Below are 14,501 nucleotides of genomic sequence, written 5' to 3'. Positions count from 1 at the left end.
ACTATGAGAATCCTTCATACTTCGGATCTTCACCTCGGACGCTCATTCCACGGACGGTCCCTGTTCCACGACCATGAACTGTGGTGCAACGAGCTGGCTTCGGTTTGCGAAAACCTGGAGGTGGGGGCGGTGCTGATTTCGGGAGACGCCTACGACCAGGCTTCGCCCCGTACCGACGTCATCGAACAGTTTTCGCGTCTGTTGACCAGGCTCAGGGCTCAAGAGATCGAGGTCGTCGTGACGAGCGGAAATCACGATTCCGCAGCACGGCTTGGCTTTGCGTCACAGTTGTTGGAGTCTGCAGGAGTCCATTTCCGCACGCGGATTGAGGACATCCGACGTCCCGTGACTCTGGAGGACGGCACCTTGGTCTACGGTATCCCGTACCTCGACCCACGGTCCGCCGCTGCCGAGCTCGGTTCGAACCCCACTCACCACGAGGTGCTGGGCGCGGCCGTGGCCGAAGCGGCGACGGATCGACAGCGGCGCTCGAATCAACACGCCATCGTCATGGCCCATTGTTTCGCGAGCGGGGCCGAGGCCTCCGACTCGGAACGAATCCTGGACACCGGCAACCTGGGCTTGGTTTCCGCCAACCTCTTCGATGGGTTCGACTATGCGGCACTCGGACACTTGCACGGGAGGCAGATTGTGCGCGGGAACGTGAGGTACAGCGGTTCGCCCCTGGCCTTCTCCTTCTCGGAAGCGCGCCACACCAAAGGATTCTGGCTCCTGGAGACCTCCGAAGACGCTCTGACGGTCGAAGACCACGAGTGGGAGCACACGCTGGACTTGGCCTGCCTCACGGGTGAATTCGAAGAGCTCATGTCCTCGCCCGAGTATTCCTGGGCAGAGTCATGCCTGTGCCAGATCACCGTGACCGACCGAAGACGCCCGGCCCACCCGATGGAACGGCTCAGAACTCGTTTTCCGGACGCCCTGGAGCTCAACTTCGCGAATCTCGCCGGGGCGAATGAGAATTCATACTCTTCCCGCCTGGCCAGGGCGCAATCGCCCGTCGAAGCGTGCGCGGCCTTCTACGATCAAGTCCGCGGCCGGGAGCTGGATCCGTATGAGCGGGCGGAGATCGTCTCTGCCGTAGGCCAGGCCGAGAAACGCAGAGCAGCCTCCGATGTGGATGCGTCCTCTGCCGAGGGAGCCGAGGCATGAGGATTCACCATCTCGAGCTGTGCGCGTTCGGACCGTTCCCAGGGAAAGAAAAGATCGACTTCCAACCGCTGAACAGCGCCGGAATCTTCTTATTGAGCGGGCCGACGGGCGCCGGAAAATCCACGATCTTCGATGCCATCTGCTTTGCCCTCTACGGTTCCACAACGCGCCCGGAGAACTCAAAAGGCCTCTACTCGGATTTTGCTCAGCCGGGGACGGCACCCTATGTCGAGTTGGAACTTACCGTCGGCCGTCAGCGGTACAGAATACGGCGCTCTCCCGAGTGGTCTCGCCCCTCCAAGCGAGCGAAAAGCGGATGGGTGACCCAGAACGCGCAAGTCACGCTCTCTCGACGCCCCGTTGAAAGCTATGCCTCCGACGCGGACTCCGCATGGGACGTCCTGTCCGTTCGCCATGACGAGGCCGGCAAGATCATCAACGAGATCTTCGGTCTGAACCGTGAACAATTCGCTCAAGTCGTGATGCTGCCCCAAGGACAGTTCGCCCGGTTCCTCTCCGCGACTTCGGACGAGAGAGAAAAATTGTTGCGCCGGCTATTCCCCGTCGAGCTGTACTCCGGAATACGGGACGTGCTCAAGGACAGGTCCGACTCCGCTTCCGAAGAATTGAAGTCTTTGACGACGGACATCAGACGGGGTCACGTCGAAGTCGCTTCCCTTCTGAGGCGTCTGGAGATTCCGACTGACGGGCTTCTGGACAGCGCGGGCGACGTCGAGGTGATCGATATGCAGGGCGCGGCGAGTCGTCTCGAGCAGGCGGCACAGGAAGCCTCCCGGATCCGAAAGCGTCTGAGCGCAGAGTCGACCGAAATGAATCGGCGTGCGGATGCTTTGCAACGTGGCCTAGGGGAGTGGGCCGAACACGACCACCTCGTGGAGCGACGGCAAATCGTGACCGAATCGGAGGAGCGTGTTGTTCTCCGGCGTCGACGAGTTGAAGCCGCGGAACGTGCGGTCCCCGTAGACGAGGCACGGAGGAGATTGTCACTTGGCGAAAGGTCTCTGGCAGAGAAGGAGAAGGAGCTCGATGAGCTGCGGTCGCGCTCGCGGGCATTGCTTGCGGAACCAGTATCGGTCGACGTCGAGACTGCGGAAGAAAGAAGGCTTGAAAAGGCGTATTGGTCGGGCGAGAGCGACGCCGACGAAGAAAAGTACGGAGCGCTTCTTGATCGGCGCCGTGAGCGAGTTCACGAGCTGCTGAGGCGTGTTGGGGAAGTCGAGGATCTCGAGGCCTCCCGTCAGGCCCCGCTCGACAGACGCGAAGAACTCCGGAAACAGGCCTCCGAAGCCGCGTCTCGCCTTGAGACCATCGAGCAATCGAAGGACGCTCTGTCCCAGGAACAAGATGAGCTCGCAATGGAGCTGAAAGGCTTGCCGGAAGCTTCCGCGGCACTGGCCGAGTCCTCGAAAGTCCTGGAACTTTCGCGCCGTATCGTGGCCATCCGGGAACGTATCAGCACGGTTGCCGAGGAAGCCGAGCGGGCCGAGAAACAGCGGCAAAGAGCCTCGCAACGCGTCGAGGAGCTCATGAGCCGCAGGTTCCAACAAGCAGTCAGAGTGCTGGCCGATGAGCTGCAGGACGACCTGCCCTGCCCTGTCTGCGGCTCGAAGGAGCACCCGTCGCCGGCACCAACGCACGCTTCGTCGGACGATCCGCTCGTCTCGGAAGAGGTTCTCGAGCAGGCCGCCGCAGAACGGGAAAGAGCCGAAGCACGTGCCAAGGAAACCTTCACTCAAACGGCGGAGCTGAAGCGGGTCGAAGCGGAGCTTCGTAGCCAGGGAGCCATGGAGAGCGTGACCGATGCCGAATCCGCGGCTCGCGCTGCGACCGAGCAACATCAATCACTGGTTGAGAAACAACGGCGGGTCGAGGTCGTTCAGCGGCAACAAGAATCGATCGCAGAGGAAATCCGGGAAATCGAGCCGCGGCTGCGTTCTGTGGAACTCGAGGTCGGAGTCCTCGACTCACGGATCAAAGAACTCGACGGTCGTTACGATGAGGCCGTACGTGCCTTGAAGAACGTCCCGTCCCGGGACCAGCTGGTTACGATCCAGCGCAGGATCGAACAATTGCGTAACAACCGGTCGTCAACGACTCAACACCGAGGTCATGTGGAGGCATTGCGCGAGAACGCTCGAGCACTCCAGCAGAGTTTTGAGCAGGCTCTTTCTGACAGCGGATTCGGAGACCTCGAGACCGTCGAGAAAAATTTGGTTGAACCCCAGGCATTGGAAGCCATGCGGGAGGAGCTGCGCCGTGACGAGGAAGAAAGGGCGAGGCTCGACGAAGCGTGGAACGCGCCATGGCATCGGTCCCTACTGGCGCGTATGGGCGACGGCGAGACTCGGCCCGATGCGGAGGGACTTGACGAGGCTCGGCGGCAAGCCGAAGCCAAGACGAGCCAGCATGAAGAAGCGCTGTCTCGCGAGACGGTCTTCCGCGAAGGTCTGGGTTCGATCAAACGCGTCTCCGAGCAGGACGAAACCCTGCAGGATCGTGTACGCGACGTCGCGGAGAAAGCGAGGAAGCTCAAGGACCTTGCGGACGTCGCCTCCGGAATCGGCGGAGAGAATCAACAGCGTATGTCGCTGACGACGTTTGTCCTGGCCGCTCAGCTGGAGGAAATTGCGGGCGCGGCCACGGTGCGGTTGCGCGAGATGACCAACGGTAGGTTCAGCATCCAGCACACTGACGCGGCTGCCGGAAAGAATAGAAAGTCCGGTCTCGGCCTGGAGATCTTCGATGCATGGACCTCCGAGGCTCGTCCGACAACTTCGTTGTCCGGGGGAGAGACCTTTATGGCTTCGCTGTGTCTCGCTCTGGGGCTGGCTGACGTTGTCCAAGCACGCGCCGGGGGCATAGAGGTGGATACACTTTTTGTTGATGAAGGATTCGGTTCCCTGGACGAAGACACATTGGACGGCGTCATGGATGCTATCGACGGTTTGCGCGAAAATGGCCGAGTCATCGGACTCGTCAGCCATGTCGCCGACATGAAAACGAGAATTCCCCAGCACGTGAGAATCAAAAGTTCCCCCAGCGGTTCGTCATTGGAGTCGAAGACAGCATGATCAATCCGTCACAGACCGACTCACCGTCTGTTGTCTCAGAACGTCGCCCCGCCGACGAGCAGCCCAAAGAGCACGGGGACGCGGGGCGAAGAGGCCGCCGCTCCGAAAGCACGATGGACCGCTTGCGAGTCCTCACCGGCCTAGCCGGCTTGGGGTATCTCGCCATTTCCGTGATTGCCCGACTGCCCGTGGCTATGTTGCCGCTGGGTACCCTGATCATGATCGTGTCCTGGACGGATGAGATCCTGCTCGGCGGGTTCGCCGCCGGTGCCGTCGCGCTCAGCATCGCAGTAGTCGTCCCCATATACGGAGCCATTGCCGAGAAGTTCGGCCAGAGACTCGTCCTTCTTTTCTGCGTATTCTCGAACGTTGCCTCGATCCTGTGGCTCATCAGCGAGTCTGTCAAGATGCAACAATCATCCCAGGGTTCCGTCCCCGGCCTTCTGGCGGGGTGCATCCTGACGGGAGCGACATCCGCCCCGGTAGCAGCTCTGGCCCGAATACGGTGGGCGGATGAATCACACCGGCTGGCGGACCGGAAACTTCTCAGCTCGTCTTTGGCTTTCGAATCCGTGGCCGACGTCGTCGCGATTGCTTTGGGAGCCGCAGTCACCGGTGTGGCGTCGCTGTTGTGGCACGCGCACGCGGCACTCCTGCTCGTCGCGGCCATCAACGTGGTCACAGTGACCGCTTTCGCTCTCACTCGGCTTCGTCACGCGGAGGCCCCATTGCCCAAACCGGAAAATGTGAGTCCGGAGGAGGCAAAGGACAATGCAACCCGTCGGAAACTCATGTGGTTGCCCGTCATCGGCATGGGCACTCTCGGGTTGCTCTTGGGGTCCATGCAGTCCTCGCTCGTGAGCCTGAGCCAGAATTTCGATTCCGTCGAGGGGGTGGGATTGCTCTACGCGGTCCTGGGACTCAGTTCTCTGGTCGCGGCGATCGCAGCCAACCTTCTCCAAGTCCGTACCTGGACCTGGGGCGCGTGGCTCTTCTGGGGCTGCGCATTGACTCTGGTCGCTCTTCCCGCCTCGATGCCCGGATCGATCCCAACCATGGCAATTGCCCTGATCTTCTTGGGGTTCGCGGTCGGTATCGCCCTGATCGTCACGGATTCCGTGGCGACGGCCATTACGCCCGCGGATGCCTTGGACCTCGTGATGACGTCAACCTTCGCAGCCCTTTTGGGCGGTACGGCCCTGGGACTCGTGTGGGGAACGGTCCTCGGGGACTCCCAGGGGTACAACACGGCCCTTCTGCTGCCGGTCCTCAGCGCCGCGGTGTACCTCGTCCTGGGCCACACCTACGGTTACCTGTGGCGCAGGAATTTCGAATCGGACATCCTCGGCGGCAAGCACAGCGCGAGCGGCTGATGATTGCCGCCGAGGAGCTTCGGTTCCTATTCGCCTCGGTCGATCCATTCCTGTCGGTGAGGCGCTTCATCGCCGATCGTCGTGGAGGGTCCGTGACCCGTCAGCACAACCGTTTGCTCGGGTAGCATGAGGAGCCGGTCACTGATCGAGGCGATGATCGTGGGGAAATCGCTGTACGACCGTCCGGTTGCGCCTGGGCCGCCCTGGAACAGAGTGTCGCCGGAGAATAGAACCGGCGATTTACCATTCCACTGGAGATCTTCCGAATAGAAACACACTGAACCGGGCGAATGCCCAGGAGTGTGAATGGCTGTCAGGGTAGCGTCTCCGACGGAAATCTCATACCCGTCCGTCAGCCGCTGGAAGGACGGTGCCGGCTCGCCGTGTGTGAGCTTCCACAGAGGTTGCTCCTCCGCGTGCAAGAACACAGGCGCGCCGAATCGCTCGGCCGCTTCGACCGCGAGCCCCGCGTGATCATCGTGAGCGTGGGTCAGGAGGATCTTCTCGACCGTTCGGGAACCGACCAGTTCTGCAACAGCATCCACATCGTGGGCCGGGTCGATCACGACGCAACCCTGTGCATCGCCCACGACCCATACGTTATTGTCGACGTCCCAGGTTCCGCCGTCGAGGCTGAAGGTTCCACTGGTTTCTACGTGCTGGACGGTGCTCTGTGCCATTTCTAGGCCTCCGATACTTCGACGACTGATCGCAAAACTTTTCCTTGCTGCATCTTGTCAAATGCGGGTTCGATGTCTTCCAGACCGATCTTTTCGGAGACGAATGCGTCCAGATCCAGACGGCCCAAGAGGTACTGGTCGACGAGCATAGGGAAGTCCCTCGACGGAAGAGTGTCCCCGTACCAAGCTGACTTGATGGAGCCGCCGCGTGAAAAGACCTCGTCCAAGGGCAGCTCCAGTGTGGTCCCCGGGTCGGGCACCCCTACCAGGACTACTCGTCCGGCCAGATCGCGAGCCTGGAACGCCTGCTCGAAGGTTTTGGCGATGCCCACGGCATCGATCACGAGATCCGCGCCGAACCCACCGGTCAATTCGCGGATGGTCTCCACCGGGTCGTGCGATGAGGAGTTGACCGTATCGGTCGCACCCAGGCTGCGGGCCGTCTTCAGTTTTTCGTCATCGATGTCCACGGCAATGATTTTTGTCGCCCCTGCCAGTGCCGAACCCGCAATCGCCGCCGTACCAACGCCTCCGCAACCGATCACGGCAACGGATTCGCCGCGTGCAACCTGCCCCGTATTGATCGCGGCCCCGATGCCCGCAGTAATACCGCAACCCAAGAGTCCGACGGCGCCATACTGATCCGTGTCCAGATCGCCCTCGATCTTGGTGCACTGACCGGCGGCCACAAGAGTCTTCTCGGCAAACGCCCCAATTCCGAGTGCCGCCTCGAGCTCGGTACCGTCCTCGAGGGTCATTTTCTGTTCGGCATTGTGCGTGTCGAAGCAGTACTGAGGCTGGCCCTTGCGGCACGCACGGCATTCGCCGCATACAGCGCGCCAATTCAGGATCACATGATCACCGGGCTCAACCTCGGTGACGCCATCGCCGGTGGCTTCCACCACGCCGGAAGCCTCGTGTCCCAGCAAGTACGGGAAGTTGTCTCCCACGCCGCCGCGCTTGTAATGAAGGTCCGTTTGGCAGACCCCGCAGGTCAGAACTTTGACGAGCGCTTCGCCCGGACCGGGATCGGGAACGTTGATCGTGGTGACTTCGACCGGTGCGTCCTTTTCACGAGAAATAACGGCCTTGACCTTCTGCATGAGAGCCTCCTTGGAGAGCAGTGAATGGGCTGGGTCGCGGTGTGCCACTTGTCAGGGGGCCACCGTTAACATCAGTCAACCACAATGTCTCAGGCCCAAGTCTGTCAGCTCACTTCACGGCTTAATCTTCGCCGAGGTGTCTGACGACCGCACGGGCAAATTCTCCGGAGGTCAGAGCATCGACGTGCGTGCGGCCCGGTAACTCGATGAAGCGGGCTCCGTCGTTGAGGTAACGCAGAAGCTCCGCCGAATCCTTGGCGATCTGATCCTCCTGCCCGGTCACCAGAAGTGAGGGCTGTTTCGGGGCGTTTTCGAAAGACGGGGTGAAAGGCGGCGAACTCAACCGTTCGGCACACAGCATCAATCCGGCCTTGTCCAAGACAGAATCGTGGACGAACTGTTCGATTTCGGCCGTAGCTGACGACGGCCGAGTAACGTTTGCGAAGGATCCGGCGCTCAGCACACGGCAGACTTCAACCAAGCCGTCATGGGCGGGGAGCCCACCCAATGCCACTCGCCGTATCAAGGACGGTTCTTCTGCCGCAAAGTCCCAGGCGAGCCTGGCACCAAGAGAATATCCAAGGAGGTCTACCGAAGTCGCCCGGGACCAACCTGTGTCCTGAGGACTGGAGATGAGGGCCTGTCGAACAGCTTCGGACAACGCATCAAGAACATCGAGAGGGCCCAAGGGGTGCCGCGCCGAGTCCTCGATCTCAATACTGCCGTGAGTGACCTTCCGCCGGGAATCGAGGCGATTCAGGGCATCAGTGACCGACTCGTCGGCATGCCACGGCATATGGATGAAAATGAGGTTCCTTGAGCTGCCAAGTCGACGCAGCCAGCCAGTGGCCAGCCAGCACTGCGTGACTGTCGTCGCGAATCCGTGGATCGCGACCAGAGGCGGAAAACCCGCGTCCTCGGCGTGACGGCCGGTGACGCGGGTCCAGCGAAGTTCGGGCACGGCGGGTCCTAGTCCGAATAGTCCAAACGATCATTCTGAAGACGCAATTTGCGTCCCTCGTCGACGAATTTCTGACGAGCTTCGACTTGTTTGTGGGCCTGACGGGTGTCGCGAGGCGGAAGCTGCAGGTGATCCTCGGCCCGGATGCCAGCCTCGAGTTCACGGGCTCTTTCGAGCTCGGAATCCAGCACCGCACCGAAGAGCAATACGTTGTTCATGATCCATATGAACAACAGCATCACGATGACGCCGCCGATGGTTCCGTACGTTGCGTTGTAATTGCCGAAATTGGAAACGTAGAAACCGAAGGCCGCACCGGCAACGGCCATCGCGATGAGGGAAAAAGCCGCTCCCGGACTCAGCCAGTGGAGTTTGGGTTGTTTGACGTTCGGCGTCGCGTAGTAGAGCAAAGCGATGAGCGATACGGCGAGGATCAACAGCACGACCCAACGCGCCCAGCTCCACACCGCGACCGCAGTGTCACCGAGGCCGATCCAGTCGCCCGCCGCGTGCAGCACACCACCGGAGAGCAAGAGCACCATCATCATGACCACCACGATCAAGACCATGAAGAAAGTCACGACCAAATTGATGGGACGCAATTTCCAGATGGGACGCCCCTCGACCACGCCGTAGATGCGGTTCAGAGCTCGCCCGAAGCCTCCGACGTAACCGGAGGCCGTCCAGAGGGCACCAACGATACCGGTGATCAGGGCGATGATTCCCGCCCCCGTCGAACTGGTCAGCTGGGAGACGGGCTCCTTGATCAGGCTCATCAGCTCTTCCGGAGCGTACGGGCGAACGAAGTCCAGAATTGCTTGTGTTGTGGTTTCACCTTCTCCGAAAACTCCGAGCAGCGAGACGACCGCCAATAAACCGGGGAACAAAGACAGCACGGCGAAATAAGTCAACGAGGCCGCGAGGTCCGTACCTCCATTGCCCGTGAACGAATTGATCGTCCTCTTGAACACGTAGCCCCAGCCGGGCTTGCTGATCTGGGAAAGCTTTTTGGCCTTGCCCTGATGAGCCGCTTTCGACGTATGTTCTGACTTGTGGATTGTTTGTTCGGATAGCTCCATCAATAACGATCCCGTGGTTTCTTGGGCACGACTCAATCGCGCGGTGCAGGGTGTGAGCAACGCATGTTGCCTGCCTATAACGTACCCGAAATCCGACTGTGTCCCACGCCGCTGGGAAGAATGTTGCCGAATTCTTGTTTCGGCGTCCGTGCGGTTTGCTTCTGCCTGGTGCAAAGGTGCCCGTTGCCTCGAATGAGGCAACGGGCACCGTGATGACCACAACGCTATGGTCAGCGCATCTAGTTGTTGATGCCGAGAACCTTGGCGGTATGCCCCATGATCTCGTCGGCTAGTTCGGGCTCGTCGTTGAGCTTGTGACCATAAGCAGGGACAAGTTCCTTGATACGGGGGGACCACGCGTCGAAACGATCAGGGAAGCACTTCTTCACGAGGTTCAGCATGATAGGTACCGCCGTGGACGCGCCGGGGGAGGCGCCAAGGAGTGCGGCGATCGACCCGTCACCCTTGGTGATGAGCTCGGTGCCGAACTGGAGGACGCCCCCCTTCTTGGCGTCTTTGCGCATGACCTGGACGCGCTGACCTGCCGTAATGAGATCCCATTCGCTGCCGTCCGCGGCCGGGTAGTATTCCTGCAGCGCGTCGATCTTTGCTTGATGATTTTTGGTGAGCTCTGTCAGAAGGTATTTCACGAGCCCGAGGTTGTCCAAGCCTGCCCGAGTCATCGGGTAGAGGTTGTCCGGCTTGACCGACTTGAACAGGTCCAGCATGGAACCTTGCTTCAAGAAGTTGGTCTTGAACCCGGCATACGGCCCGAACAACAAGGAGCGATTTCCATCGACCCACCGAGTGTCAAGGTGAGGCACTGACATGGGCGGCGCGCCCACGGAGGCTTGGCCGTATACCTTCGCGTTGTGCTGCGAGGCCGTTTCCTGCCTGGAATTGCGCAAGAACAGACCCGAGACGGGGAAACCGCCGAAACCCTTGCCCTCCGGAATTCCGGACTTCTGAAGCAACGGCAAGGCGCCGCCGCCGGCACCGAGAAATACGAACTTCGCGCGGACCAACAGGTCGTCTTCGGAATTGAGTCGATTACGAACACGCAGGCTCCACGAGCCGTCCGATTCCTGGCGGAGATCCTGGACCTCATGACCGAATCGGATGTCCGCGCCCTTGGATTCGAGATGCTCGGTGAATTGGCGGGCGAGGTTTCCGAAGTCGACGTCGGTTCCCTCACGCGAATAATTGGCCGCGACCGTTTCGCTCGAATCGCGTCCCTTCATAGTCAGCGGCGCCCATTCAGCAATCTGCGAAGGATCCTGTGAGAATTCCATACGCTCGAAGAGCTTCTGGGCGCTCAGGGACTTGTACCGAGTCTTCAGGTATTCGCTGTGGTCCTTACCGAACACCAGGGACATATGCGGGACGGAATTGATAAAAGAAGAATCCGTAATCTTGCCGTCTTCGACGAGTGTGGACCAGAACTGGCGGCTGGTCTGGAACTGCTCGTTGATGTTCAAAGCCTTGGACGGATCCACGGTTCCGTCGGAGCTCATGGGGGAGTAATTGAGCTCGCAGAGGGCCGAGTGGCCGGTACCAGCGTTATTCCAAGCGTTGGAACTCTCAGCGCCGACGCGATCGAGGCGCTCGAACAAGGTAATGTCCCAATTCGGCTCGAGTTCGTTCAACAAGACGCCGAGGGTCGCGCTCATGATGCCGCCGCCCACCAGGACGACGTCGGTCGTGTGAGTCTGTGTCACTATGGATATCTCCTGTGATGATTTCCGCGTTGATGCGCGGTTGGGTTCCCGCCGAGGATTCGCGGGGCGGGTGGCGTCCGTCCGGATGTCGCGGACGCATTCTCCCTCTCAGGTTATCTCGCGCACTCGTGCGGGTCGAACCCCGACCTCGTACCTCTGGCGAAATGAGTCGGACGCCGTCATTTCTGGTCTCGCAGTTCGATTCGAGCGAAATTTGCAACGCCTGTTGCCGTCAACGGATAGGACAGAACTCTTGAATTCAGTGCGACCGCCGAAATAGGAAATGCCAGAGGAACAGCGGGCATGAGCTCTGCAACGGACTCGTTGATTTTCTTGTACAAGTCGTTCCGATCATCCCCGTCCGACATGGACGAGGCCTTGCGGACCTGTTCGAAAAGGTCGCTGTTCGAGAAGCCGAATTGCGGGTTCTCCTGCCTGAACAGGGGCGACAAGAAGTCATCCGGGTCGCGGAAGGCACCCATGTAACCGGTCAGAGCAAAGGCGCGCTTGGGGTTGGACTCGTTGATTTTGGTCAGGTAGTCGTCGCTCCAGCTAATCGGCATCGGCTTGATATTGAAGCCCACCGAAGTCAGGTCGCCGGCGATCTTCGCGAAGACTGCTTCAGGACTCTGTACGTACGCCAGGGAGACATCCGTCGGATAGAAGAACTGCAGCTCTTCTCCGTTGTACTCGGACTCCTCGAGGAGTTTCTTTGCGAGGCCTTGGTCCTGTCGATAAGCGGATTGCGTATCCGATCCACTGACCTTGAAGAGCTCCGGCACGAAATCATTCGCAACCTTCGTGCCATCGGGATAGTAGGTATTTGCGATTTCGGAACGCGTGATCGCGTGCGCTACGGCGCGTCTGACTTTGATGTCCGACAGGGCGCTGGACTGCTGGTTCATGCTGACGTAGGCAACCGAGTACGGATCACGTTGCTGAATTTGGTAGCCACGACGTGCAAGGTTCACGAAGTCGTCGATGCCGATCTGATCGTAGGCATCGATGTTGCCCATGAGAATCTCGTAATACCGCTTTTGTGTGCTCGAGACCGTCACGAATTTGAGTTTGCTGATGTGGGCTGCCTCGCCCCAGTAGCCGGAGAAGCGCGATAATTCGGCCGTTTGCCCATCCCAATTCTTCAGCTCGAACGGTCCCGTGCCCACGGGATGCGAAGCATACGAGTTGTCGTCGAATGCGCTGGGCGCACCGATCCCGAATGCCGGTTGAGTCAGAGCCTTGACGATCGAGGGGTACGGGGTCGAGATTCTGAGTTGGACCGTCCTCTCGCTCGAGGCGGTGCACGAACGATAAATGGACGGGCGGGATGTCCCATCCGCTTTGGTCGATCGGAAGATGGCTTGGTACGCGGTCTGATTGACCTGCTCGGTCTTCGTATTCTCGGACCAGCGTTGAAAATTCCGGCAGACAGCGTCCGCGGTCAACTTGGTGCCGTCATGGAAAGTGACGCCCTGACGCAAGGTGAACGTATACGTCAGCCCGTCGCCGGAGACCGTCCAATCGGTTGCCAGGCCCGGTATCGGCTTGCCGGTATCCTGATCTGCTTTAACCAGAGGCTCAAGCACTTGAGCGGCAATTCGCGACGTCTCGAGATTCGATGTGAGAGACGGATCCAGCGTCGGGGCAGCTGCGGCGTTACCGAAAACGAATGTGGTCTCCGACGAAGCGCTCGAGCCGCTCGCTTCCGGGGCAGCGGGGGGCTGACGCCCGCAACCTGCCAGTGCCAGGGCAGCGACTCCCAGCGAACCGGTCAGGAACCTGCGGCGGGTCGTTGCCACGTGTCAACTCCTCGATGGGCTGCCGTCTTGGGTCACATCCCACGACGGTGCGGAACACTTTCAGGGGCTCCGGCCCGATACTCGTTCATGGAACACGTCAAAGGCCCGGAGAAATGGTGCGCGAGGCGGGACTTGAACCCGCACGCCTACACGGCACAGGAACCTAAATCCTGCGTGTCTGCCAATTCCACCACTCGCGCATGCCAGTCACTTCGGCGACTGGCACAGTCTACATCAGCGCGCAGCCGATTCTGGCGGCGTGTTGCCGCACCTCGACCGACACGCGTGCGACGGAGCTGAGAATGAACCGGCAACGATTCTAGGCGTCGATCCCCAGGTCGCGGCGGAGCTTGGCGACGTGACCCTTGGCACGGACATTGTACTGAGCGGTCTCTACCCTGCCGGATTCATCCACCACGATGGTCGATCGAATCAGGCCGACGGAAACCTTGCCATAGTTCTTCTTCTCGCCCCATGCCCCGTATGCTTCTGCGACGTCGTGATTCGGGTCCGAGAGGAGCGGAAAAGTGAGGGACTGGTCACCGGCGAATTTCTGCAAGGCCTCAGGTTTGTCCGGCGATATGCCGATCACCCGGTATCCATGGGATTCGAGGGAGGCCAGATTATCCCTGAAGTCGCACGCTTGCGTCGTGCACCCCGGCGTCGACGCCTTGGGGTAGAAGTAGACGACCACCTTCGAACCCGAAAAATCCTTGAGAGAGATTTCCTTCCCCTCCGCGTCCTTCAATGTGAAGGCGGGTGCGGCGTCACCGGTGGAAAGTCGCGTGGCATCTGTCATATGAGAACTCCCAGTCATCGCGGGGACGGCGCCCGAGAAAATGGTCACCGACCGTCGTACAGCTGAATACGTAACGTGTCCGGCCATTGTACGGGCGTAATATCACTGAGCCCTTCCGCCCCGTCCAGAATGGGGTGCTTATAATTTCAGCCATGCCTCATCTCCAGGAATGGTCGATCAGTCGATTGATGTCCACCGCAGCAAGGATGCTCGAGCACAATTGGAATCGACAGCTGCAGTCCCTAGGCCTGACCCATGCCGGGGTCATGGCCCTGGACGTGATCAGCCGAGAAGGCAGCCTGACCCAGGCCCAGGTAGCGCACAAGGTGGGCGTGCAGGCGCAAACCATGGGAAAGACGCTGACGCGCCTCGAGGCCTACGGTCACATCGCGAGACAGCGAAGCAACCTGGACCGTCGAAGCTACCTGATGGTAATCACGGAAAAGGGAAGACGGGCCTTGCACGAAGCCACAGAGATCGAAGAAGCGCTCGCAGGCACCGGCGTTCTCGAGCATGGCGAGCTGCGAGAGGCGCTCGAACAAGTCATCATGGATCTCTCGGATACCGACACGATGCCGCTTAAGATCGTGAAGGAAACCATTGACAGCCTTCCGGAGGAGGCTCGTTGGGTTGCTGAAGGCGTGGCCTCTCAGCGTCCCACGGCGGACCCTGCCGCCGAGCCGACCGCCGACTAGTCGCTTGGAGCCATGGCCTCGAGGACTCATCC

General features: G+C 60.2%; 11 protein-coding genes and 1 tRNA gene. 4 read left to right on the top strand and 8 right to left on the bottom strand.

What is annotated here, in order from left to right:
- Positions 1-3 precede the first annotated feature (3 nt).
- Genes EWR20_RS06825 through EWR20_RS06815 form a run of 3 tightly spaced genes read left to right on the top strand, consistent with a single transcriptional unit; the run spans position 4 to position 5,635 of the window.
- A complete protein-coding gene (locus EWR20_RS06825; RefSeq protein WP_129359853.1) occupies positions 4-1,170 on the top strand; it encodes an exonuclease SbcCD subunit D in 1,167 nt (388 codons plus the stop codon).
- On the top strand, positions 1,167-4,262 hold the full coding sequence (locus EWR20_RS06820; RefSeq protein WP_129359852.1) for an AAA family ATPase: 3,096 nt from the start codon (positions 1,167-1,169) through the stop codon (positions 4,260-4,262). The genes EWR20_RS06825 and EWR20_RS06820 overlap by 4 nt, the downstream gene beginning before the upstream one ends.
- On the top strand, positions 4,259-5,635 hold the full coding sequence (locus tag EWR20_RS06815; protein WP_129359851.1) for an MFS transporter: 1,377 nt from the start codon (positions 4,259-4,261) through the stop codon (positions 5,633-5,635). The genes EWR20_RS06820 and EWR20_RS06815 overlap by 4 nt, the downstream gene beginning before the upstream one ends.
- Positions 5,636-5,661: 26 nt before the next feature.
- On the opposite strand, the gene EWR20_RS06810 is transcribed toward EWR20_RS06815, so the two are convergent.
- From EWR20_RS06810 to bcp, 8 genes are all read right to left on the bottom strand, one after another.
- Complete coding sequence (locus EWR20_RS06810; RefSeq protein WP_129359850.1) at positions 5,662-6,315, bottom strand: MBL fold metallo-hydrolase; 654 nt, start codon at positions 6,313-6,315, stop codon at positions 5,662-5,664.
- Between the two features lie 2 nt (positions 6,316-6,317).
- Positions 6,318-7,418, bottom strand: a complete 1,101-nt coding sequence (locus tag EWR20_RS06805) for an S-(hydroxymethyl)mycothiol dehydrogenase (protein WP_129359849.1) — start codon at positions 7,416-7,418, stop codon at positions 6,318-6,320.
- Positions 7,419-7,539: 121 nt separating this feature from the next.
- Complete coding sequence (locus EWR20_RS06800) at positions 7,540-8,379, bottom strand: alpha/beta fold hydrolase (protein WP_129359848.1); 840 nt, start codon at positions 8,377-8,379, stop codon at positions 7,540-7,542.
- Positions 8,380-8,387: 8 nt separating this feature from the next.
- Positions 8,388-9,458 carry a YihY/virulence factor BrkB family protein gene (locus tag EWR20_RS06795; RefSeq protein ID WP_129359847.1) on the bottom strand — a complete coding sequence of 357 codons (1,071 nt, stop codon included), beginning with the start codon at positions 9,456-9,458 and terminating at the stop codon, positions 8,388-8,390.
- Positions 9,459-9,697: 239 nt separating this feature from the next.
- Positions 9,698-11,179 carry a malate:quinone oxidoreductase gene (locus tag EWR20_RS06790; protein WP_129359846.1) on the bottom strand — a complete coding sequence of 494 codons (1,482 nt, stop codon included), beginning with the start codon at positions 11,177-11,179 and terminating at the stop codon, positions 9,698-9,700.
- Positions 11,180-11,355: 176 nt separating this feature from the next.
- The gene (locus EWR20_RS06785) at positions 11,356-12,975 is read right to left on the bottom strand and encodes an ABC transporter substrate-binding protein (RefSeq protein WP_129359845.1); all 1,620 of its coding nucleotides are present in this window, start codon (positions 12,973-12,975) and stop codon (positions 11,356-11,358) included.
- Between the two features lie 114 nt (positions 12,976-13,089).
- A tRNA-Leu gene (locus EWR20_RS06780) sits at positions 13,090-13,175 on the bottom strand.
- 119 nt (positions 13,176-13,294) lie between these two features.
- Entirely contained in the window at positions 13,295-13,774 is a 480-nt protein-coding gene (bcp, locus tag EWR20_RS06775) for a thioredoxin-dependent thiol peroxidase (protein ID WP_129359844.1), read from the bottom strand.
- Positions 13,775-13,926: 152 nt separating this feature from the next.
- Here bcp and EWR20_RS06770 point away from each other — a divergent pair, with 152 nt between their 5' ends.
- Positions 13,927-14,469, top strand: a complete 543-nt coding sequence (locus EWR20_RS06770) for a MarR family winged helix-turn-helix transcriptional regulator (protein WP_238147624.1) — start codon at positions 13,927-13,929, stop codon at positions 14,467-14,469.
- The last annotated feature ends 32 nt before the right edge of the window (positions 14,470-14,501 follow it).

The sequence above is a fragment of the Rothia uropygioeca genome (genome assembly GCF_004136585.1).
Lineage (GTDB): Bacteria > Actinomycetota > Actinomycetes > Actinomycetales > Micrococcaceae > Rothia.
This window is presented reverse-complemented; position numbering and strand designations above follow the sequence as displayed.

Excerpts from the sequence above, each read along its gene's own strand:
- EWR20_RS06825 (WP_129359853.1), top strand. The coding sequence starts at position 4 with ATGAGAATCCTTCATACTTCGGATCTTCACCTCGGACGCTCATTCCAC.
- EWR20_RS06820 (WP_129359852.1), top strand. The coding sequence starts at position 1,167 with ATGAGGATTCACCATCTCGAGCTGTGCGCGTTCGGACCGTTCCCAGGG.
- EWR20_RS06815 (WP_129359851.1), top strand. The coding sequence starts at position 4,259 with ATGATCAATCCGTCACAGACCGACTCACCGTCTGTTGTCTCAGAACGT.
- EWR20_RS06810 (WP_129359850.1), bottom strand. The coding sequence starts at position 6,315 with ATGGCACAGAGCACCGTCCAGCACGTAGAAACCAGTGGAACCTTCAGC.
- EWR20_RS06805 (WP_129359849.1), bottom strand. The coding sequence starts at position 7,418 with ATGCAGAAGGTCAAGGCCGTTATTTCTCGTGAAAAGGACGCACCGGTC.
- EWR20_RS06795 (WP_129359847.1), bottom strand. The coding sequence starts at position 9,458 with ATGGAGCTATCCGAACAAACAATCCACAAGTCAGAACATACGTCGAAA.
- bcp (WP_129359844.1), bottom strand. The coding sequence starts at position 13,774 with ATGACAGATGCCACGCGACTTTCCACCGGTGACGCCGCACCCGCCTTC.
- EWR20_RS06770 (WP_238147624.1), top strand. The coding sequence starts at position 13,927 with ATGCCTCATCTCCAGGAATGGTCGATCAGTCGATTGATGTCCACCGCA.